Below are 18606 nucleotides of genomic sequence, written 5' to 3'. Positions count from 1 at the left end.
GGTCACCGGCGTATGACCGGATGGGTGAGCAATACCATATGCAGTATTACTGCGCAACTCGTTGTACCATGCCACTGTCATCCTCGCCGCGCACAACGCCAATGGCAGTGATCATTTCGTACCAGACACGGCCTTTCTCGACAGCTACCACATCCACCATGAACCCGCTGAACGGCCCTGAGGTCAGTACAGCTCTGCCACCTGGCGCGGGCATTACAGCAGCCAAAGCCTCCGCGCGTTGTTTCTCCGCCTGCGTGGGTAAGCCCATTACCCCCATGACATCATCATCGCTCAACGCAACCGGGCGCCCATAGCGAGAGAAAACGCCGATGACTACCTTACGCCTACGCATCACATCCCAATGAGGCTCATAGCTGAATTTTACATAAATAATGCCGGGGAGGATTGGCGCTATTCGGACATGTTTCTTGCCCGCCACGTGCCGTACGCGCTCCTCGGTTGGATACTGAACCTCGCACCCTGCATTCTCAAGCTTGCGTGCGGTCTCCGCTTCCTTCTGTGGGGGCGTGATCAGCGCGTGCCATACTGGCTCGCAGGGGTTCCCCACGATCCCGCGCGATGATCTGAACGGCCAAGGGTCGCCGATATTCCACTCATTGTGCATCGTGACTACCCTCCAAGACTGCCTTCGCCAGCTTCCGCATTCGTGTATCATCAAGCGGTGTGGCGGCTTCCATGTCAGCGAAGGGGTTCAGGATCCCGTGCGACTGCGAGGCCTTCAGGCCAAGTGTCGACATAACCACCGGGTCTGATCCGCCATCCACATGCAGGAAGTGCGCAGTGACCGGGTGCTGCTGCCCCCGGCGCCTCACCCGGCCGGTGAACTGAGTATGGACCTGTGGCGACCAATCAAGCTCGCCGTAGACGACGTGGCGACAGACATGCTGAAGACCATCCAGACCGGCGCCTGAACGCAGTGACATGATCATCAACGGGCTTTGGCCCGTCAGGAAGGCCTCTTTCGCGCAACGTTTCTGTGGCTGACTCTCGGAGCCTGTGAACATGACCGGGTTCAGATCGCTTAAGGTGTCCTGCCAAATCTCATAAACGCCACGATGCCAGCCAGCCAATAGAACCGGCTCCCCTGCCTCTACCAGCGTCCGCACATATGCGGCCACGGCCCTTGCCTTGGCGATGCCGGTTTCTTGGCGCAGCATGACGTCCAGCTCGCGTGCCGCCTGCCCGCGCTCATGGAACGACCCGGCCAGGATCCGTTGGGCAAGGCGCTGCTGCAATTCCCGATTTGTGTCTGCGTCACCCTCATTCCAGCCAACTTGCGTGATCACCTTGGACAGAGGCGGCAAGGTGCGCGACACCTCCGGATCGTCATTGGTCCGCCGCAGAGCGATGCCCTCATCCACGAGGAAGGCGCCCAACGCGGCGGGGTCTTTAACAATCCAATGGGTCCCGTGCGAAGTACACCAGTTGATCACGAACTCATACCAGCTGCCCAATGATCCGGGGGCGATAAACTCGACCACGTTCCAGATCTCAGATCCATAGTTGTAGATCGGCGTTGCGGTCAGGCCGATACGGTACTGTGCGGCGTCGCAGAAAGCCTGAGCGCCGAGTCCCTTTGCCGTACCTGACCCGTGCTGCCTGCCCGTACCATGGCGTAACTCTTGGATTTCATCGAAACAAACGGTCTTAATGCCCAGCGTTGCGGCGTAGTCTGCCCATGCTGCGATGTTGGAATAGCGGAAGAGGTAGATATCGGCAGGCGGCAAGTCGCGCACCTTGCGATCCTTGACCTCGAACGCTGTCAGATGGGTGAAGCGCTCAATGTATTCCTTAACCCACTGCGATGATAGGTGCGGCTGCACCACAACCGCGGCAGGCAGCCCCCAACCATCGGCAACAGAGGCGAGGAAAGAAACCGTCTTGCCGAGACCCACATCATCTAACAGCAACAGGCTGCCGGTGCTGCGCAGCATCTCCGCCGCCCTGATCTGATAGTCCTCGGCCTCCTCTGGGGCCTTGAACCCGGGCTTGATGCTGGGCCGGTAGTCCGGTCGCTTCAACTCTGCGACACGATCCTGCAGATATGCATAGGTTTTCAGCTGATCTGACAGCCGAGATTGCGCATCCTCTGTGAGGCTGAGCGGATAACGCTGCATAAACCAGTCGAGATCCGCGGCGAAGCTGGGGCGATCACGCAGGTCAAACGGCGGCGTGGCACCGAACTGTATCCCCTTGAATACGTCCTTGAACCGGAGTGAGACATGGGGTTTCAGATCAGAGACGCGCCATTTGCCCTCATGAAAATCGACAAAGCCGTTCATCACAACCATCCCTTGGTCAGAGAGGCAACCAAGAGGGGCTTGCCGTTGAGGTCAGAGATCGTGCCGGGCCATGCGTCGGCAGTCGCCAAGATGACCGCCTTGACCTCGTCGTGCTCGGCGTAGCGTTCCAGCTGCTTCAGGATCTGGGCTCGGCTCTGGCGCTTCTTGACCTTCACCTCTATGGCCACCGGACCAGCCATAAGGTCAACGCGGTCACGGTCGCTCAGCCGCACCTCCCTTTGCACGCCCGGAACAGCATCACGCAGCGCCACATGAATGCTGTCCTGTGCAACCTCCTCACATGTGACGCTGATCCGGGTGCTTTCAATAATCCGGACAATCTTGGACCCCAGGTCGATTGGCTTTGATTTTCTGCTCACTATCGGTTCCCCCGATGTTGTTTTCCGGTCTGCGCGCTATTGATTGGCGCGAAGCAAGATTTGATCCATCACCCCTTTGCGCGGGTGATCAGCAGCTCAATGCCCTGAGCCGCCAGAACTGATTTCACTAGTTTGAATTTGTCGGTCTCATGCCCCTTGCGATCCTCAACGACGGTGACGCCCAGCGCGTTGTCGACATAGACGAAATCCGCCTTGTAAACCCGCTGCTGGTTGCCGCTGTCCGTCATGATCGGACCATCCCGGCCGATGAGCGGGATCGGGGCCTGCCGACGCAGACCGCAGATAGCGCCGCTCGCCTGCAACAGCTTCAGCTCTTCCCAGCGATCCGCCTCTGTCTTGCTGTCGTGGGTGATGCCGTCAGCGGTCGTGGTGCGCTTGGTGCCGCGCACCCGGCGCCGGTCTTCCCCCTGCCCCTTCTCATCGCGCTGGGCTTTATTGTAGTCTGCAGCTGTCATGCGTTCCATGTGTCTGCCTCACCCCATGCCCAGCGCTTCTTTGTACATTTCTAGGACGGCCTCTTCCTCGGCGATATCGTCCTTGTCGCGCTTACGCAGGGCGATCACCTTTCGGATGACCTTGGTGTCGTAGCCGCGAGCCTTGGCCTCTGCCATGACCTCTTTCTGTTGATCCGCCAGCTCTTTCTTCTCAGCGTCCAGGCGTTCGAACCGTTCAATGAACTGGCGCAACTCACCCGCTGTCACCCGGTATGTGGTATCTGCGGCATTGTCGAAATCCGGGTCCGCCTTCATGGGGGGCTTTCCAGAGGCCTTGCGTTGCTCCGCGTGCTTGGCTTTGAGTTGCTGGCCACCGATATCGTCACAGGCTGCTGTCAGCATCTTCACAACGGTTTCGCGGTCTGCGTCATCGGGGATGGCGGATTGCAGGGACAGGGCGGTGCGGATCGTTTCAATCGTCGCCACCTCGCGCTTACCCACATGGTTGGGTGCAGAAACGATTCCCGCCTCTTCCATGCGTTCGATCAGACGCGCGGCCTTGTTGTACCCAATTGCGAGCTTGCGCTGCACAAAGCTGGTGCTGGCGTTCCCTTCACTGACGACAACTGCCGCAGCGCGAAAATAGAGCGCATCGCCATCGGACTTTATCTGCGCGTTGGACGGTTCCTGTTGATCAAGCATTGCTCTGCCCTTTGGGTTGGTGTTTTGCGCCCTGTGCGGCGCTCAGCGTCTTTCCTGCGAACTCCAGCGCTGCCGCGATGTCTTTGGCGTGGGGGTGCTGATCCGGTACGCGCGCAGCGAGGCGGCTTTGGGTGCGGTAGGCCCCACGGATCTCATCAAGGCTGTTCAGGCGCATGCGCTTGGGGCTGGTGCAGATCGGGCCGGGCTGCGGGGCGATGACGATGCAATCGCCCAGTGCGGCGTCGACGGTCACCACCACCCGGCCAAACTGCACGCCGTGGGTTTCAGGGTCCGAATGCGGCGACATCACAGCGACACCCCGACCTGTCGGCAATCCTGCTCGGTCACCAGTCCCGCGCTCAGGCATTCCCGGGCCATGGACGGCGACACACGACCGTGCATGTGGGGCTTGGCCTCAAGGATCTCTTTCGCCCAGTAGGCCAGCACCTCGGATTGATCGGCCTGCGCCTTGGGGGCGGTCACGTGCTGGCGCCAGCGTTTCTCAGCGATCCAGTTCTCGGAGAGCTTCATATACCGCGGGGCATTGCCATCCTGCTCGACCGCATAGGCCCGGGCACCAGCCAGGATCTCCGCCGGGTCTGCCCCCTCGCCCAGCGCCGCGCGCAGTGCGTCCTCGGTCGCCTCTGGCAGACCCATCCGAGGATAGGCAGCCGAGAACTCAGCCATGAAACCATCAAAATCAAACTCAGGATTGTGCGGGGCGTCAGCCGCGCAATGTTCCCTTACGGGTTTATTTACTAAGGTTTGTGTCTCAATTTGAGACTCGGGAATCGCGATTTTTGAGACTCGGGAATCCGCATTTTTGAGACTCGGGGCCGTGTCGCAATTTGAGACACGGGATGCGCCTTTGTTCTCTTTTTGCCCCTTCGGTTTCCGTGTCTCATTTTGAGACACAGCAAATTCGACCTCTGGTGGGTTGTCGAAATTCAGGCCCAATATGTAGAATGTCGAAAGCGCCTTGTTCGTGCGAGGATTTACCCGCGGGATACGGCGGATCAACCCCGTGTGTTCAAGGTCCTCAAGGTGTCGGTTGACCGTGGCGCGAGACATATTGCAGTCGGCCGCGATCAGCTTCTGATCCGGATCACACTGCAGGGTGTCTTTGTTGTGCCGGTCAGCCAGTTGAATCAATACGATCCATGGCCCCGGTTTCAGGTGGCGTTGCTCAAGCGCCCAGCTGACTGCCTTGTGGCTCATGATTGGCTCCTACTGCTCGTAGTGCGCCCAGCGCTGGGCGTTGTCTTTTTGGCTGCATCTGACCTGCCGACGAACTCGGTGCGCCCGTGGCTCCCTGCTGTGAACAGATGCCAGGCGCAGTTGTCTTTTCCGGTGTGCTTGCTGCCCTCGATCCACTTCACCCGCCCGACCGAGACGATCTTGCGGCAGTGACGCAGGTACGGCTGTGCCTGCAGCGTGTGGCACCAGTCCGCATCAAACAGCAGCCACGTCGGGCACAGACCTGACAGGCGCAAGATCAGCGGGTGCAGGATTTCCCGCGACCAGGGCGGGTTTGTGATGATGTAATCGAGCGGACGGCCTACCTTAGCCGTTGGAGTCCAGTGCAGTGCGTTGCCCTGCGTGACGTCCCCTCGCCCCGGATTGATATCGACCGCCTCAGTACAGGTGCCGCCGATACATCGAAGGTGATCAATCAGCCGCCCGTTTCCGGCGCATGGCTCAGCATATCGGAACCGTGTGGGCAGATGGGGCGCCAGCAGCGGCACCGGATCCCATGGCGTGCGGTACAGGTCGTTCTTGCGGCGTTTGAAGGTGCTGCGCTTACCCATGGGCTGCGCACCTCCGGAATGGCTGACGGTGACGGGAAAACCCGCCTCTGGCGCCCGCCCGCGCCCCGGTGATCGTGCTTCTCAGGCGTGTATGTACCTTCAGAATGCGCCGGGTCCTGATGCCAGCACGATTTTGGTGTTCCGCTGTCCCGTGATGTTCAGCGGCGAAGTCTCCCAGCGCATGTTCTTGTGGGTGGCTGGCAATCGGAGATTGTACGCCTCTCCGATTGCCTGCATCGTCCGTGGTGCGAACCATTTGGACGAAAGGGAATTTATCAATGAGCGACAACGACATTTCAATCACCGTCAACGATGTCAGCCGCCCGGTTCTTTGCGGCCTCTGCCACAAGCCTATAGAGTGGATAGGAGAACCGGATACTGAGACTGGCGAGGCTGGCTGCGTCTCCTGTGCTAACACTGCGGATATCAAGCAGGTCGCCAAGGTTGCGATTGAGTTCGCCAAAGACGAGGGACAACTGGTCCTTAACCGTCAAATGCGTGACGTCGCCAAAGGTAGAAGCTTCCTGAAGTTCACAGGCCAGACACGACATAAGAAAACGCACGCCTTTGTTGTCCACATTGATGGATCGGAGTTCGGCCTCTGACAGGACGCGTGGTTGCCCATAAGCTCCGGTGAATGGCGCTTGGTCAGGCATTCTCGGCCTCATCTTTGCGAATATCACGCACAAGTTTTGCGATTGGTCCGCGCGTAACACCGCAGGCATCAGCAACCTGCTGCTGCGATAACCCCTCATCCAGCAACCGAAGGATTTTCAGATCACGGCTGTCGCGATCATGCTCTTGCTGAGGGGTCATGATTGGCCCTCGCCCTGCTTGACCACACGCACCGCTTGTAGGAAAGCCTCCAGCGCAGCCAATCCCTCGGGCCCCTCCTTTTCCAGCGCGCTCAGTTCACCTGTGGCGACCCAGCTGCAGACTGCAGCTGGCACCTCGCCGATCTCCTTTAGCGCGGTGTAGGCCAGCCGCTGCAGGTCACTCTGCGCCGGGGACGCATCAACCCGAGCCTTTAGCCGTCCGGTGATGGGGAACTGCTCCGCGATATCCTCAATCTGAAACGCCAACTGCCAATCAAAGCGCATGGACCCATCGGCGATCTTGGACAGCGTGCCGGGGGCCAGACTGCGCCCGGTGGTTTCCTTGATGGCCATGCAGACAGAAGGCCCGCCGCCTGCTTTTTTGACCAGGCTGGCAAAGGTCTTGCGCAGCGCGGGCGTCTCGTAGGTTTCACACATGGAAACGGCTTTTCCTTGGGTTTTGGCTGCTCAGCCTTCAGGTTGTTGTTATGGAAGTGGAAACTCTCACCGATGGAGGATCAGGCGGCAGTGTCATGTGTCACCGCTTTCACGTGCTCGCAAAGATCCTTCGGCGCTTCGTGGCCCTCGGGCCAGTTGTCGAGAAACCACCGCAACGCATTATTGAAACGGCGGACGTCGATCCCCGCCCCAGAGCGGAGAGCTGATAGTTTTTTGCTATCCCCAAAAACCCGATGAGACACAGTTCGGTCACGATCAACCGAAGCCGCGACCTTGTAGGCGTCGGCGACAAGCAAGAGAGATCCAATTGTCATCATGATTTGCAATATGCGGTTATTTTACCGCATCGTCAACGGTCATCTTACCGCTCACAGGTCGACTACGACTGCGGTAAAATTACCCCTATGGATATGGGTGAAATTCTGGCTCGGATTACCGAGCGGCGTGAGAGCCTCAAACTGTCAGAGCAAGCTCTGGCGGTTCAGTCTGGCATGTCTAAAGATGGAATTCGCAACTGGCGGCGCCGACATGAAGCAGGAGACGAAAACGCTGGTGCTAACGTCAGCTCAATAAGCAAAGTCGCAACTACACTCGGCGTATCCGAGTTGTGGCTCCTGCACGGAATAGGCGAAGCCTCTCATCCGACCATCTCGATTGCTGGCAAGGTCGGTGCTGGGGCTCAAGTTCCAGTGTTTGACGCCTACGAAAAGGGTGGCGGGCCACAGGTTGAGTGCCCACCCGGCCTATCTCCGCACGGCATTGTTGCCGTTGAGGTCGAGGGTGACAGTATGGAGCCGGTGTATTCAGCCGGGGATCTGCTGTTTTATAGACGCGATGGGCACGAAACCGTACCAGTTGATGTCATTGGCCATCGTTGCGTTTGTGAAGACGTTGACGGCATGGGGTGGGTAAAGTTGATCAAGGAAGGGCGCGACATTGGCACATACGATCTTCACAGCCTCAACACTACTGTCCCGCCCATGTACGGCGTTCAGTTAAAATGGGCTGGACGCGTAAGGTTGCATTGGCCTGCTGACTTAGTTCGGAATAAGTGAAAAAAAGCCAGCGAACTAACGATATGCGCTTTAAATACCGATATTAGAAACGATTTTAACAGGTCTATTAAAATGCCTAGCGACATGAGAAATATCCGCCTAACAGCATTTCGAGTGGTGTTTCGCGAACAGACAGATGTTACATTTGAACAAGTTTTAAATGCCATAGCTCACAAGCTGCCTCGACACGAGGATAGGGTTCACGCACCGTCTGCTGCCTCGAAAAATGTGATCCTATCTAGATTTCTTCAACACCCTAACAATACTGGCGTAGGGGCTATTTTGTCTGCTTTTGAACCAGGGGCAAGCATCAGCGCGTTGAACTTTCTAGGGTCAACGGAAAGCGTCAACCATAGCCAACAACCGGCCCAGGATGGGACTGAATTTCTTGACAGAGATTTCTCCCTTCTTGCAATTGACGATTTTGTCATAGGCTGCTCATTCAACGGAAAACAGAATTATATTTCTGCCGTGCTTCACTCTCTTGCTTTGAGATCTGGAGTTCTGCCCACCAGTCAATCGTTCAACTTCGTCCACATACCAAGGAAGGACACCTGGGAGCAAATTGTAAAGTGGGGCGTTAAGAAAATAAGAATCGATGCGACAATGCTGCTCGGAGACGCAGAGAAAGCACTGGGTGATACGACGTTATCTCGACTGTTTGGATCAAGTAGCAAGGCGGAAACCCTCAAGAGACAGCGACAGAACACGGCAACCCTGACAGTAAAGACGAGCAAGAAGTTTCAGACTCACTACAAGCCTGGGGTGGCTCTGGAGGAACAAGATAAGAACATTTGGCTGGACAGCGTAGCTAAAGCGGTGTTAGATGATGATGATATCGATAACTACACAATTATCCTCAATAACAATCAGTCCATAAAAAGTGGCAGTCTTCTTATTGAGGAAGTCGTATCAGTGGCCGCTAGTGGCAGCAGTTACAACGCAGACGATGCACATCAGAAAATGTTAGAATTTTACCGGTCCGTCGTGCAGGAGCACTAGGAATTCGTGATGCCAGATATAGTTAGAAATATAGCACTGCTCTTAGTTTGTGTTTGCCTTTCATTGGGTTCTGCTCACTTTGCCTACAACGCCCCTCAAACTATATTGAAAGTCGCACCTACAACAATCACGGCATTAAGTGTGATCTTTGGGCTGTCACTTTCCACCTTAGCAATAGTCGCAGCTTTTTCTCCAATTTCTAATAGTGCTGCTTACAAAAAAGGTGACAAATATGAGATCGCTCGCAATACTGCCAAAGACGACAGGCGTACTATCCTACGCCAGAAGTATCTAATTTTGTTAATCATGTCGGCAGTGATTTCTGGTGTTTTTTTTATGGTGATTTTTGATTTTCAGTCGTGTTCGCAGTCAACCAAGATCGCAAGCTATGTATTCACCTTCTTGTCAACACTATCACTGCTCTTGGCCTGCTTTCTCCCATTTGTAGTAGCAGCGCAGCTTGAAAGAGATGCCGAGCTTCGCCTTGAGGGCTAGTGATGATTTCAATGGCGATAGACTTATTTTCCAACTCTCGTGAAAAATTCTCCCTCAGCGATAGGCTGATACCGCTGGTATTTAGGTGCACTGTAGACTGATACACCAGCATTAGAATTGCGGTAATATTACCGCAAACGTGTTGACAGCGGTAATATTACCGCATACATGTTGTTCCCAACAAAGGGAGATCAACATGCAGCATTCGCACCGTCAGCAACGCGCAGACCAGACAGCAGCCATCGGCAACGACCTCGTGTCTACAAGCCAGCTCCGTGCCCTCGCATCGATGGCCCCCACCACGGCGCTGGCGACTTTGTCCGATGAGGAACTAGCCGCGATGGCGCGCCATCTGCTCCCCGATATGGCGGGTGAGCTGCTGGGCCATCGCCTCGCGGCGTTGGCAGGGTCTGCCGAGGTAGCTCCGGCGCGGCACCGTTTCGCCAATGGCTTGACCCGCATTCTCGCGGGGCGCGCAGGTGTAACCGTCAAGGCGGGATCGATAGCATGAGCGCCGCAACCACTGCAGCCCGCTTTGCGCAGACCATTGCCCAGCTGCAGGGCCGTGAACGCCGCGATGCTGTGGCCTGCGCGGTGATCGAAACCGGTGGCCTCTACCCATTCCCCTTTCCAAAGCGCGCGTTGGTGGAGATCCAGCTGCACGGCGTCTGCGCGACTGGCATCGGCGAGGATGAGGCGATCAGCAATTGGATTGCCAAGGTGTCGCCTCACGAGGTTGCCGCGTGATGCCCGCAAGCGTGCAAGAAATCTATGCCGCAGCGCAGGCGATGGAACATCGCGGCGTGTTCGGGCGGGCAACCCTGTTGCGCGCGCTTGGCGGCACAGCGCGCCCGATCACGCCCGACGTTCCGGCCCATGAGGCGCATTGGCGCGTGGATCTTCTGGGCATCAGCGTGGACGGCATTGACCTGCCCAGCGCGTTGTCTGCGTGGACCCGCGCCGCCCGCATGTCCTGCCGACTGACACCGGCCCGCCGCGCCACTGATTGGCGACCTGACTGCCCCTACAACGGGCAAGCGCCGTTGCCACCCTCACTCCCTGTTGCCGAGGCCTGAAACCTGCTGAGGCACAAACTGGCCGGGGCCACGGTCCCGGTCCTTTTCCAACGCATGCGGGGTGGCGCCCGCTCCACCCGGGCGCGGCAATCCCACTCACGGAAACCGGCCGCGCCCAGCGCTGAAATCGCAAATCATAGGTGCCATCATGAAAGACCAAGTCGACACCCCAACCACAGACATTGCACAGCTGGCCGCCCAGGCGCTGGCCAGTGCCACGGCGCCAGAGCGAGTGAAAGAGATCGTGGATAAGCAAATCGCGAAGACGGTCGAAAATGCCATTGAACAGGCAACACGCAGCTTTTCACCCTTTGGCCAGGAGCTAGAGCGCAAGATTTCTGAGGCCCTCAAAATCTACGATCTGAACCTGCCCAGCTACAACACGCTGATTAGCGGCATGGTTCTGAAACAGGTGGAGACCATCGCGTCGGAACTGATTGAGGGGCGCCTGAAAGAAGACATCGGTCAGATGCTCAAGATCGCGCCGAAATCGGTAAAGCTCTCTGAGATCGTGGACGAGATGCGAGCGCCGCATGAGAGCGACGGCGGATACGGTGAGGTGGTGACCTGCATCATTGAGCGAGAGGATCCGCGTGACAGCACCTGTTTCGGCCCTGAGTGGACAATCTACCTTGATGACAGCGCGTACTATGAACACCGGGAAAAGACCTCCTGCGACGTCACTCTGCGCATCCGCCATGGTTTGAAGGCCGACTTCAACCAAGACAGCGATGAGCTGCACACCGGCACCATCAGCAGTATCCGAGATTACACCGGCGTCATTGCCAGCAAGGGCGGCCGGGAGGGTTTCACCACCAATAAGCCCTACGGCCTCGCCCAGCGCCTCTTGGCTATGTACGCCGCCGAGACCGTGATCGAGGTCGATGGGGACGAGGTCTGCGCCTCAGTCGGTGACTACTGATCCCACCAGCCCCGAATTAGCACCCCTTTGATGGAACCTAGAATGACCTGCAAACTGATCCACGGCGACTGTCTAAAAGCCATTCACTGCTTGCCCGACAATAGCGTGGATGCAATCGTTACCGACCCACCATACGGCGAGACCGCTTTTGACTGGGACCATTGGGTAAAGGGTTGGCCTTCCGAAATGGCCCGCATCTTGAAGCCAACTGGATCCATGTGGGTTTTTGGGACATTTCGCATGTTCACCAAACACTGGGCAGACTTTGAAGGCTGGAACCTGTCACAAGATATCGTTTGGGAAAAGCACAATGGTTCCGGTTTCCAAAGTGATCGCTTTCGCCGCGTACACGAAATGGCTGCTCAATTCTATAACGGCAAATGGAGTGACGTTTACAAAGGTAAGGTGGTCACACTGGACGCCCAAAAGCGATCTGTCTCACGACAATCTAAACCAACCCACTTTCATGGCGCACGAAATCAAACACAGTACCAAAGCGAAGAGGGTGGCCCACGGATTATGCGGAGCGTTATCTATGCACGCTCACAGCACGGCACAGCCGTGCATCCAACACAAAAGCCAGAAGCTATCATTGAACCCCTGATACGCAATGCCTGCCCCGAAGGCGGGATTGTGCTGGATCCATTCGCAGGCTCAGGAACCACCGGTTACGTTGCCCGCCGCCTAGGACGAAAAGCCGTCTTAATCGAAGCAGACAACCAGCACTTTGCGACAATGCAAGAACGCCTTTCCGGCGACCTCTTCGCGCGAGCCTGAATTCCAACAATCCCCGGAGTAGATATGCACATCACAAGCACCCAACAGGTCGAAGTAGCGCCGGAGGTTGATATGATCACCACGACCGTCTTCAATGTCGAGACACGCGGCTACAACTGGATCAAGAACGCCTACAACAAGCATCTTGTTGAGACCTCGGAGCAGATCACCGCAGGACTAGCCAAGCGGCTGGTGCGGTTCGCGCAAAGACAGATCGAGGAGTCGGGGTTCTCTGCCTTGGTTGATGACAAAATCCGGTGGTCTGTTGAGACAACCGACGCCCACCTCAAGCCATCAGATCGCATTTATCACGTCACGCTGCACCGGCCAGAGGGCGGGGAACTGATCTTGAACGGGATCATGACCGATCACGGCCACCCGTTCCTGCACCACGGCTTCAGCGTCGAGATTTGAACAATCCACCTAACCCCACCCCAACCCCGAAACACACCCCTTTGATGGAGACCGACGTGATCGATTTCTACCTGATGGCTCGCTTCAAGTTCGGCGAATGGATGTTGAGAAAATCCATGGATGTAATGCCCCGATGCGAGCTGAGAGACACTCTGCGCTTTGCCATTGTGAGCGCTTACCACCACGAGCGCGGCGAAGAATAACCTCCCAACCCCGAACCCCACCCTTTTGATGGAGAGAACCATGGCCGACCGCCCTATCCTTTTCAGCGCCCCTATGGTGAATGCCATTCTTCGCGAGATCCGCACCCCTGGGGCCGGAAAGACCCAGACCCGCCGCCTCCTAAAGATCAAAGGTAAACCCGGCTTCTTTCAATTCGGCGTAAGTGACACGCGAGGTTATGATTGGACGTTTCGTCGCAAGGATCACGTCTGGGAAGACTTCCGGCACGATGACCTAATGAAGCTTCTACCGGTGCAGTCTGGTGACAGACTTTTCGTAAGAGAGCATTGGAAAGCCTGCTCACAGATGGACGGAATTGCGCCCAGAAACATGAGCAAGGGGGAACCAGTATTCTATCTGGCCGACAGCATGGTTCGCGAACTCGGCTGCATGATGATCAAACCGGGCAAGCATCGACAATCAATGCACATGCCCCGATGGGCCAGCCGCATCACACTGGACGTGACCGAGGTGCGGGTTCAGCGCCTCCAGGACATAGACGGACCGGACTCGGCTAACGAGGGATGCCAGCTAAACCACTGGATCACTGGAGTGTATCCAGAATTTGACCGAGGTGTGGAAGCCGACAACAAAACCTTGGTCAGGAAGTTTAGTGAACTTTGGGATAGCATCAACGGCACTCCACGCAAGCCGGGCGGCGCAGACATAAGCTGGGCGTCAAACCCCTGGGTGATGGCCATCACCTTCACTCCCTATTTCTGCAACATCGACCAGATGGCCAAGGCCGCCTGAATTCCAACAATCCCCAACCCCGGAGGCACCATGAACTTGATGGACAGACGGATTTGGCCTTGCCCTCACAGGACGAAACGAAAGCGCTTTGCAGCCTTGGCTATCACTAACGATGATACAACCATCAAGCATTTCCCGACACGTTTGGCGGCGGCGCTTTGGCTGAAAAGCAAGCGTGAAGCGAAGGCATAATCATGATCTTCGCAGCCAAATCCAACAAACCCCGGAGGCCGAAATGACCGTATCTCAACTCATCAAGAAGCTTCAGAAACTTCCAAAGGGGCACCGCGTAGCCATCGCCAACCACGATAACGACGCCGACGAGTTGAGCGGCCTAGTGAACGATGTAGCAGAACTCGAACCGGGACGGATGCAGGAGGCATACGGCCCTTGCATCGTCCTGCGTCCATAAAATCCCAACCGCAGGACTACCGTGACCAAGCCTGAACCCGTGAAGGTGGGATACGCCCGCGTCTCGACAATAGAGCAGAACCTGGACATGCAGATCACAGCCCTCAAACAATACGGCGTCACAGACGCCATGATCTTTACCGACAAAATGAGCGGCGCAAAGACAAACCGCCCAGGGCTGCAAGCGGCTATCTCAACCGCAGCGGAGACTGGTGGCGAGTTCGTGGTTTGGAAGCTGGATAGACTGGGCCGTACCCTGCTGGGCATCATCGGCGCAATGCAGGTGTTTGAGGCAAACGACGTCCTGCTGGTCAGCCTGACAGAGCGCTTTGACCTCACTAGCCCCATGGGCAAGGGCATGTTTCACATCATGGCAGCCCTGGCGCAAATGGAGCGCGACCTGATTAGGGAGCGCACCATCGCAGGCGTCAAAGCGGCCCGTGAGCGCGGATCGCGTCACGGCAGGCCCCAGACAATGACACCGGAACGGATAGAGAAGGCCGCAGAACTCGCCCTAGCAGGCGTATCGGCAACCAAGATCATCCCTGTGATGAAAGCCATGCCCGGACCCAGCATCGCCAAATCCCGCGTCTATCAGTGGGTCAGGGAATTCAAAGCCCAACAGGGAATGCTGACGTCAAGTGCAACTCGAGAAAATGCCGGGTGGCAGCAATGAAAACACTAAGACTCCTAACCGCAAAATTTGAGGGCAACCCGCCTGTCACGGTTGATGCGCTGCGCACCATTTTTCTCAGCAACAAGAGCCGCGAAATCCCCTCACCATTAACCCAACAATCCCTTGGAGACCAATATGGCTAATCCACAGCTATTGACCATTGACGCGGCGGCGGAGGAATTGGGTGTACCCAAAGGATCGCTAAAAACCGCAGCACAAGAGCATGGGTTCCTCGTTAAAATGGGCCGTGCCACTCGCATTGATAGAAACGATTTTCCGAAATTGGTGAAAGCATGCCAAGACCAAGCAAGGGCGCCCGCCTGCACAAATTCAAACACCGGCCGTACTGGTACATCCGGGACACCGGAAGGCCAGACCAGTCAACGGGCTGCGCAAGCCGCGCAGATGCTGAAAAAGCGCTCGCTGCCTACATCGCGACCAAAGGACGGGAAGGTTCTGCGAATGAGCCGGCCAACGTAACCTGTGGGGAGGTTCTCGCAATCTACGCTGAGGAATATGCCCCGACCGTCGCGGCGCCAGAGAGGGTCGGATATGCGATTGATGCCCTGATCCCATTTTGGGATGGGCTGAAACTGAGCCATGTGAAGGGCGAAACGTGTAGGCGGTACGCAAAGACCCGAAAGAAAGTTGTCCAACGTGATCCGGACACTAAAGAACCCATCGAATACGCTCCTATCTCGCCAGGGACAGTGCGCCGTGAGTTAGGAGTTCTGCAACGGGCTATCAACTACGCCCATGCTGAGGGCTATATTACTTCTGCACCAGCCGTCACACTGCCGGGTAAGCCAGAGGCGACTGAACGCTGGCTGTCCCGTGATGAGGCTGCCAAGCTTCTCTGGGCGGCCTACCGGGGCCACAAGGCTTCCCACCTCGCCCGTTTTATCCTGATTGCGATCTACACTGGAACTCGCAAGGACGCCATTTTGCGGATGGGTTTTGAGCCCAACACAGTTGGAGGATGGTTTGATCTGGACCAGGGCATTATGTTCAGGCGCAGTGATTCAGAGCGGCAAACCAACAAGCGGCGCACACCAGCACGCATCCCCCGCCAGCTGGCGGCCCACCTGAGGCGCTGGCGTGATAGTGGAAGCAAGTGGGCTGTCGAATATCAGGGCGCACGTGTCGGCGACATAAAGCGAGCCTTTGCAAAAGCCGTGCAATCCGCCGATGTTACCCCTTGCTCCCCACATACGTTAAAACACACTGCGATCACCTGGGCGCTTCAAAACGGTGCAAGTGTCTGGGATGCTGCCGGTTTCTTTGCGACTAGCGCCGAGACCATCGAAAAAGTTTATGGGCACCATTCGCCACGCCACCAAGAAAGCGTCCTGCGTGCCGTAGAGCGGCGATAGTTTCTGTTACGCGTAACAGTTACATCCATTTCGAACACATCCCGAGCGTAAACAAAACATGCGCAAAACGGGAATAAATCATGAATACCGGCTCTGGCGCTGCCCTCCGAAGGCAGAGGCCAGAGGTTCGAATCCTCTCAGGTGCGCCATATCTCCCGAGTTAGAACTGATCGTTGCTCGGGCACGATGTTCGCCTGTAGCTGAACGGCAAGGGCTTGCCGGTCAGACCGGCAGAAGTGGACGCTGCTCCGCCCAAGCACTATTATTGGTTAATCCCGACAAATCCGGGGCGGGAGAGAGCGGCCTGCGTCCATGAAGGAATGGTTTTACCCGTGGGTCGCTCGTTTTGCCTCTGATCGATCTGGTCGTTTCGACTGCTCGGTTTGCGTCTGTGCCTGCTGTTGGCTACGGGAACCGCGGTGCGGGCATCCACAAAAAAAGGTCAGACCGAAGCCTGACCTTTCTCAATCTTGTGGCTGATCCCGGATCAGGCGCGGCGGCGACGGCCACCTGCGCGACCACCGCGACCTCGGCCTTCTTCACCCTCTTTCGCAGGTTCTTTGTTGGCCTTGATCCACTCCCCACCATGGGGGTCGTTGTTGGTCAGCAGGTTGGCGGCGCGGATGGCCTCCATTTCCTTGCCGGCACGCGGCTTGGTGGAGCCCAGACCGAACATCTGTACAAAAGCCTCATCTTCCATGCCTTCGGGGAGGATGATGCCCGCGGCCTCAACTTCGGCTTTCTTCTCTGCGATCTTTTTCTGAGTGATCGGCAGAGCAACCGGGTTCATGATCGCGGAGGTCATGCCCGCGCCCATGGCCATCGGCAGGAAGGCGTTGTTGATACCGTGACGGTTGGGCAGGCCGAAGGAGACGTTGGAGGCACCACAGGTGGTGTTGACGCCCAGCTCTTCGCGCAGGCGGCGGACCAGAGCAAAGACCTGCTGACCGGCGGTCGCCATCGCGCCAATCGGCATCACCAGCGGATCCACCACGATATCATGGGCCGGGATTCCGAAGTCTGCGGCACGCTCAACGATTTTCTTCGCGACAGCAAAACGCACGTCGGGATCTTCCGAAATGCCGGTGTCGTCGTTGGAAATCGCCACCACAGGCACGTTGTATTTCTTAACCAGCGGCAGAACATGCTCCAGACGCTCTTCCTCGCCGGTGACGGAGTTCAGCAGCGGGCGGCCCTCGGCGGCCTGAAGGCCGGCTTCCAGCGCGCCGGGCACCGAGGAGTCGATGCAGAGCGGCGTATCGGTGAGGCCCTGCACCAGCTCGACGATCTTGGTCATCAGCGGCGGTTCGGTCTCATTCGGGTTCGGGTTGGAGTTGTAGACAACACCCGCATTGATATCGAGGATATTGGCTCCCGCCATCACCTGTGCGAGCGCGTCTTTCTCAACCGTGGAGAAATCACCCGCTTCCAGCTCGGCCGCCAGTTTTTTACGGCCGGTGGGGTTGATCCGCTCACCGATCACGCAGAACGGCTCATCAAATCCCAGGATTGCGGTTTTTGTCTTAGATTCTACGACAGTACGGGTCATTGTTTATCCTTGGGAATTGACCGGCTGCGCTGCTGCGCCGCCGTTGTTGATGGCCCAGGTGGCGTTGGTCTTGATGCCACCCAGCGGGAAGAAATGCACATTGGTGATGTTGAAATCGGGGTTGGCAGCCTTGTGGGCGGCCAGCTCGGCGATCACATCGGTCGGCTCATAGGGCAGCAGCAGCTTGGACACATCCATCGCGCGCTTCTGCAGAACCTTCAACGAGGGACCAACACCACAAGCGATGGCGAATTTGATCAGCGTCTGAAGCTTGGCCGGACCGGCGATACCGATGTGGATAGGCAGGTCAACGCCAGCCGCCTTGATACCCTCGGCCCATTCGATAATTGGCTTTGCCTCAAAAGCGAACTGCGTGGCCAGCGCCATATTTGCGTCTGTGCGCTCAGAGAATTTCTGTTTCCACAGAAGTGCATCAGAGACGTTCTTCATGCTGCCGTCAGGGTCGATATCCTTGTTGCCTTCCGGATGGCCCGCGACGTGCAGATTGTTGAAACCGGCCTTGTCAAATAGCCCCGTCTCCAAAAGCTGCATGGAGCTGTCGAAAGCACCATGCGGCTTGGCCACGCCGCCGGCAAGCAGCAGCGCCTGTTTGACATCAGCCTCGCCCTGATAGCGTGCAATCCAATCGGCCAGTGTCGCCTCATCCTGGATGATGCGCGCGGGAAAATGCGGCATCACCGGGAAACCCTCGGCGTTGATGCGTTTGGCCGTTTCCACCATCTCCTCAATCGGGGTGCCTTCGATATGAGCGATGTAGACGCGCGTACCCGCAGGCAGCAGATCTCGGAAGTTCTCAACCTTGGCTGCGGTGCGTGGCATTACCTCGATCGAGTAGTTCTCCAGAAAGGCCTCGACCTCGGGGCTGCTGGGCTGGACTGCGCCTGCATCGCGTTTTTTGAAGTTCAACAAAGCCATCGTGGCCTCCCATAAAGATGTCA

At 57.0% G+C, this 18606-nt stretch carries 27 protein-coding genes and 1 pseudogene; 15 read left to right on the top strand and 13 right to left on the bottom strand.

Annotated elements, in window-relative coordinates; genetic code table 11:
* Positions 1 to 46 precede the first annotated feature (46 nt).
* The 9 genes and pseudogenes from nusG to GAL_RS08575 form a co-directional block, all read right to left on the bottom strand.
* Positions 47 to 625: a transcription termination/antitermination protein NusG gene (gene nusG / locus GAL_RS08610; protein ID WP_024097199.1), complete on the bottom strand. Its 579-nt coding sequence runs from the start codon at positions 623 to 625 to the stop codon at positions 47 to 49.
* A complete protein-coding gene (locus GAL_RS08605; protein WP_024097198.1) occupies positions 615 to 2303 on the bottom strand; it encodes an SNF2-related protein in 1689 nt (562 codons plus the stop codon). The genes nusG and GAL_RS08605 overlap by 11 nt, the downstream gene beginning before the upstream one ends.
* Complete coding sequence (locus GAL_RS08600; RefSeq protein ID WP_024097197.1) at positions 2303 to 2683, bottom strand: hypothetical protein; 381 nt, start codon at positions 2681 to 2683, stop codon at positions 2303 to 2305. Before GAL_RS08600 ends, GAL_RS08605 begins: the two co-directional genes overlap by 1 nt.
* 68 nt (positions 2684 to 2751) lie before the next feature.
* Positions 2752 to 3168 carry a DUF1064 domain-containing protein gene (locus GAL_RS08595; RefSeq protein WP_024097196.1) on the bottom strand — a complete coding sequence of 139 codons (417 nt, stop codon included), beginning with the start codon at positions 3166 to 3168 and terminating at the stop codon, positions 2752 to 2754.
* 9 nt (positions 3169 to 3177) lie between these two features.
* Positions 3178 to 3453: a DUF2312 domain-containing protein gene (locus tag GAL_RS22655; protein ID WP_040104037.1), complete on the bottom strand. Its 276-nt coding sequence runs from the start codon at positions 3451 to 3453 to the stop codon at positions 3178 to 3180.
* A gap of 177 nt (positions 3454 to 3630) precedes the next feature.
* A pseudogene (locus tag GAL_RS22890) lies at positions 3631 to 3840 on the bottom strand (DNA translocase FtsK); the annotation flags it as partial.
* Positions 3833 to 4147 (bottom strand): hypothetical protein, encoded by a 315-nt coding sequence (locus GAL_RS08585; protein ID WP_024097194.1) that lies wholly within the window; start codon positions 4145 to 4147, stop codon positions 3833 to 3835. The pseudogene GAL_RS22890 and the gene GAL_RS08585, both read right to left, overlap by 8 nt.
* The gene (locus GAL_RS22200) at positions 4147 to 5058 is read right to left on the bottom strand and encodes a helix-turn-helix domain-containing protein (protein WP_024097193.1); all 912 of its coding nucleotides are present in this window, start codon (positions 5056 to 5058) and stop codon (positions 4147 to 4149) included. Before GAL_RS22200 ends, GAL_RS08585 begins: the two co-directional genes overlap by 1 nt.
* Positions 5055 to 5648 carry an SAM-dependent methyltransferase gene (locus GAL_RS08575; protein ID WP_024097192.1) on the bottom strand — a complete coding sequence of 198 codons (594 nt, stop codon included), beginning with the start codon at positions 5646 to 5648 and terminating at the stop codon, positions 5055 to 5057. The genes GAL_RS22200 and GAL_RS08575 overlap by 4 nt, the downstream gene beginning before the upstream one ends.
* Before the next feature lie 278 nt (positions 5649 to 5926).
* Here GAL_RS08575 and GAL_RS08570 point away from each other — a divergent pair, with 278 nt between their 5' ends.
* The gene (locus GAL_RS08570; RefSeq protein WP_043939781.1) at positions 5927 to 6253 is read left to right on the top strand and encodes a hypothetical protein; all 327 of its coding nucleotides are present in this window, start codon (positions 5927 to 5929) and stop codon (positions 6251 to 6253) included.
* Between the two features lie 43 nt (positions 6254 to 6296).
* On the opposite strand, the gene GAL_RS22480 is transcribed toward GAL_RS08570, so the two are convergent.
* Together GAL_RS22480 and GAL_RS08565 are read right to left on the bottom strand one after the other, a co-directional pair.
* Complete coding sequence (locus tag GAL_RS22480; protein ID WP_024097190.1) at positions 6297 to 6464, bottom strand: winged helix-turn-helix transcriptional regulator; 168 nt, start codon at positions 6462 to 6464, stop codon at positions 6297 to 6299.
* Positions 6461 to 6901 carry a hypothetical protein gene (locus GAL_RS08565; protein WP_024097189.1) on the bottom strand — a complete coding sequence of 147 codons (441 nt, stop codon included), beginning with the start codon at positions 6899 to 6901 and terminating at the stop codon, positions 6461 to 6463. Before GAL_RS08565 ends, GAL_RS22480 begins: the two co-directional genes overlap by 4 nt.
* A gap of 254 nt (positions 6902 to 7155) precedes the next feature.
* On the opposite strand from GAL_RS08565, the gene GAL_RS08555 reads away from it, so the two are divergent.
* The 14 genes from GAL_RS08555 (at position 7156) to GAL_RS08495 (ending at position 16098) form a co-directional block, all read left to right on the top strand.
* On the top strand, positions 7156 to 7977 hold the full coding sequence (locus GAL_RS08555) for an XRE family transcriptional regulator (RefSeq protein WP_024097187.1): 822 nt from the start codon (positions 7156 to 7158) through the stop codon (positions 7975 to 7977).
* Between the two features lie 84 nt (positions 7978 to 8061).
* Positions 8062 to 8979, top strand: a complete 918-nt coding sequence (locus GAL_RS08550) for a hypothetical protein (protein ID WP_145958761.1) — start codon at positions 8062 to 8064, stop codon at positions 8977 to 8979.
* Between the two features lie 9 nt (positions 8980 to 8988).
* The gene (locus tag GAL_RS08545) at positions 8989 to 9474 is read left to right on the top strand and encodes an ABC-2 family transporter protein (RefSeq protein WP_024097185.1); all 486 of its coding nucleotides are present in this window, start codon (positions 8989 to 8991) and stop codon (positions 9472 to 9474) included.
* 196 nt (positions 9475 to 9670) lie between these two features.
* A complete protein-coding gene (locus GAL_RS08540) occupies positions 9671 to 9985 on the top strand; it encodes a hypothetical protein (RefSeq protein ID WP_024097184.1) in 315 nt (104 codons plus the stop codon).
* Positions 9982 to 10221, top strand: coding sequence for a hypothetical protein (locus GAL_RS08535; protein ID WP_024097183.1), 240 nt, complete (start codon positions 9982 to 9984; stop codon positions 10219 to 10221). Before GAL_RS08540 ends, GAL_RS08535 begins: the two co-directional genes overlap by 4 nt.
* On the top strand, positions 10221 to 10550 hold the full coding sequence (locus GAL_RS21930; RefSeq protein WP_024097182.1) for a hypothetical protein: 330 nt from the start codon (positions 10221 to 10223) through the stop codon (positions 10548 to 10550). Before GAL_RS08535 ends, GAL_RS21930 begins: the two co-directional genes overlap by 1 nt.
* 148 nt (positions 10551 to 10698) lie before the next feature.
* Positions 10699 to 11472 carry a hypothetical protein gene (locus GAL_RS08525; RefSeq protein ID WP_024097181.1) on the top strand — a complete coding sequence of 258 codons (774 nt, stop codon included), beginning with the start codon at positions 10699 to 10701 and terminating at the stop codon, positions 11470 to 11472.
* Positions 11473 to 11514: 42 nt separating this feature from the next.
* Complete coding sequence (locus GAL_RS08520) at positions 11515 to 12249, top strand: DNA-methyltransferase (protein ID WP_024097180.1); 735 nt, start codon at positions 11515 to 11517, stop codon at positions 12247 to 12249.
* Positions 12250 to 12273: 24 nt separating this feature from the next.
* Positions 12274 to 12663 carry a hypothetical protein gene (locus GAL_RS08515; RefSeq protein WP_024097179.1) on the top strand — a complete coding sequence of 130 codons (390 nt, stop codon included), beginning with the start codon at positions 12274 to 12276 and terminating at the stop codon, positions 12661 to 12663.
* Between the two features lie 56 nt (positions 12664 to 12719).
* On the top strand, positions 12720 to 12866 hold the full coding sequence (locus GAL_RS22475; RefSeq protein ID WP_024097178.1) for a hypothetical protein: 147 nt from the start codon (positions 12720 to 12722) through the stop codon (positions 12864 to 12866).
* 40 nt (positions 12867 to 12906) lie between these two features.
* Positions 12907 to 13638, top strand: coding sequence for a hypothetical protein (locus GAL_RS08510; RefSeq protein ID WP_024097177.1), 732 nt, complete (start codon positions 12907 to 12909; stop codon positions 13636 to 13638).
* Positions 13639 to 13873: 235 nt separating this feature from the next.
* On the top strand, positions 13874 to 14050 hold the full coding sequence (locus tag GAL_RS08505) for a hypothetical protein (RefSeq protein ID WP_024097175.1): 177 nt from the start codon (positions 13874 to 13876) through the stop codon (positions 14048 to 14050).
* 21 nt (positions 14051 to 14071) lie between these two features.
* A complete protein-coding gene (locus tag GAL_RS08500; protein ID WP_024097174.1) occupies positions 14072 to 14725 on the top strand; it encodes a recombinase family protein in 654 nt (217 codons plus the stop codon).
* A gap of 293 nt (positions 14726 to 15018) precedes the next feature.
* Positions 15019 to 16098 (top strand): tyrosine-type recombinase/integrase, encoded by a 1080-nt coding sequence (locus GAL_RS08495; protein ID WP_024097172.1) that lies wholly within the window; start codon positions 15019 to 15021, stop codon positions 16096 to 16098.
* Positions 16099 to 16585: 487 nt separating this feature from the next.
* Here GAL_RS08495 and GAL_RS08490 read toward each other — a convergent pair whose 3' ends face one another.
* Positions 16586 to 17647 (bottom strand): methyltetrahydrofolate cobalamin methyltransferase, encoded by a 1062-nt coding sequence (locus GAL_RS08490; protein WP_014874709.1) that lies wholly within the window; start codon positions 17645 to 17647, stop codon positions 16586 to 16588.
* 3 nt (positions 17648 to 17650) lie between these two features.
* Positions 17651 to 18583, bottom strand: a complete 933-nt coding sequence (locus GAL_RS08485) for a methylenetetrahydrofolate reductase (RefSeq protein ID WP_024097171.1) — start codon at positions 18581 to 18583, stop codon at positions 17651 to 17653.
* Positions 18584 to 18606 lie beyond the last annotated feature (23 nt).

Source organism: Phaeobacter gallaeciensis DSM 26640, assembly GCF_000511385.1.
Classification (GTDB): Bacteria; Pseudomonadota; Alphaproteobacteria; order Rhodobacterales; family Rhodobacteraceae; genus Phaeobacter; species Phaeobacter gallaeciensis.
The sequence above is the reverse complement of the archived record's forward strand: the minus strand, read 5'-3'. Positions and strand labels throughout refer to the sequence as shown.